This is a genomic window from Stenotrophomonas pictorum JCM 9942 (assembly GCF_001310775.1).
Taxonomy (GTDB): domain Bacteria; phylum Pseudomonadota; class Gammaproteobacteria; order Xanthomonadales; family Xanthomonadaceae; genus Stenotrophomonas; species Stenotrophomonas pictorum.
Window position 1 is genome coordinate 1 of sequence record NZ_BAZI01000673.1, and the last position, 917, is coordinate 917.

The 917-nt window shown below is 68.4% G+C and carries 1 protein-coding gene and 1 pseudogene; both read right to left on the bottom strand.

Translation table 11 applies throughout. The features are described 5' to 3' along the window. A pseudogene (locus tag JCM9942_RS16960) lies at nt 1-207 on the bottom strand (hypothetical protein); the annotation flags it as partial. Then, nucleotides 204-917 (bottom strand): holin (locus tag JCM9942_RS16965; protein ID WP_256202423.1); only part of this gene is annotated, 714 nt, incomplete at its 5' end. The gene JCM9942_RS16965 and the pseudogene JCM9942_RS16960, both read right to left, overlap by 4 nt.

Sequence of the window (917 nt, forward strand, 5' to 3'; positions counted from 1 at the left end):
CGCGGCGCTCGCCTCGGCCAGGCGCTGGAGTGTCGCGGCGTGGGTGGCGTTGTCGGTTGCTCGCGCCGCAACCTCAGCCGCGTACTCACCCTTCCAGTGGCCGGCGCCCCAGCGGTAGCCCAGCACCAACAGCAGGATGGCCAGCAGTGCAATCAGGCCCCAGCGGATCAGGTCGGCATAGGGCCGCAGCGGATCTAGGTTGATCACTGCCGCCCCTCGCACATCGCCCGCTCGTCGGCCCGGCGCAGGACCAGGCCCCGCAGTTCGCGGCCGCCGGCATTCTTCCAGCGGTCCAGCTCAGCACATGCACCGGGCCAGTCGTTGGCCAAGGCCAGCCGCTGCAGGGTCGAGCCGCAGACGACCTTCGGGCCGAGATTAAAGGCCGCGGAGGTGAGCGCCGCTTCGACGTGGACGAACTTGGGCATCGGCAAGCAGCGGTTCACCGCGGCGTTGGCGATCGCGATATCGGCCTGCAGCAACTGCTCGCACTCGGCCTTGGTGTAGCGCTTGCCCGGCACGATGTCGGAACCGGTGTGGCCATAGCAGACCGTCAGGACGCCAACGGTGTCGCGGTAGGGCTCGTAACGCACGCCCTCCCACTTCGCGATCAGTGGCGCGGCCAGAGCGGCAACGGCAATCGACACCGCGGCGGCGATGCTGAGCACACCGCGCGAAGCCGCACCACGCTGGCGCTGCCGGTAGTCGGCCATGCGCGCCTCATGCTCAGCCGTCTCGCGCTTGTCCTTGCGGCGGTTGAAATACCACTGCATCAGCAGGCCGGCGATCACGCCGATCACGCCCACGAACGCTGCGATGTCGTTGGCTGACAGGCCGCCCAAGAAGGCGGCGCCGCCGCTGGTATAGGTGATCCCCTTGGCCACGCCAGCCATGGTGATTTCGGTCTGCTCGTTCATGCG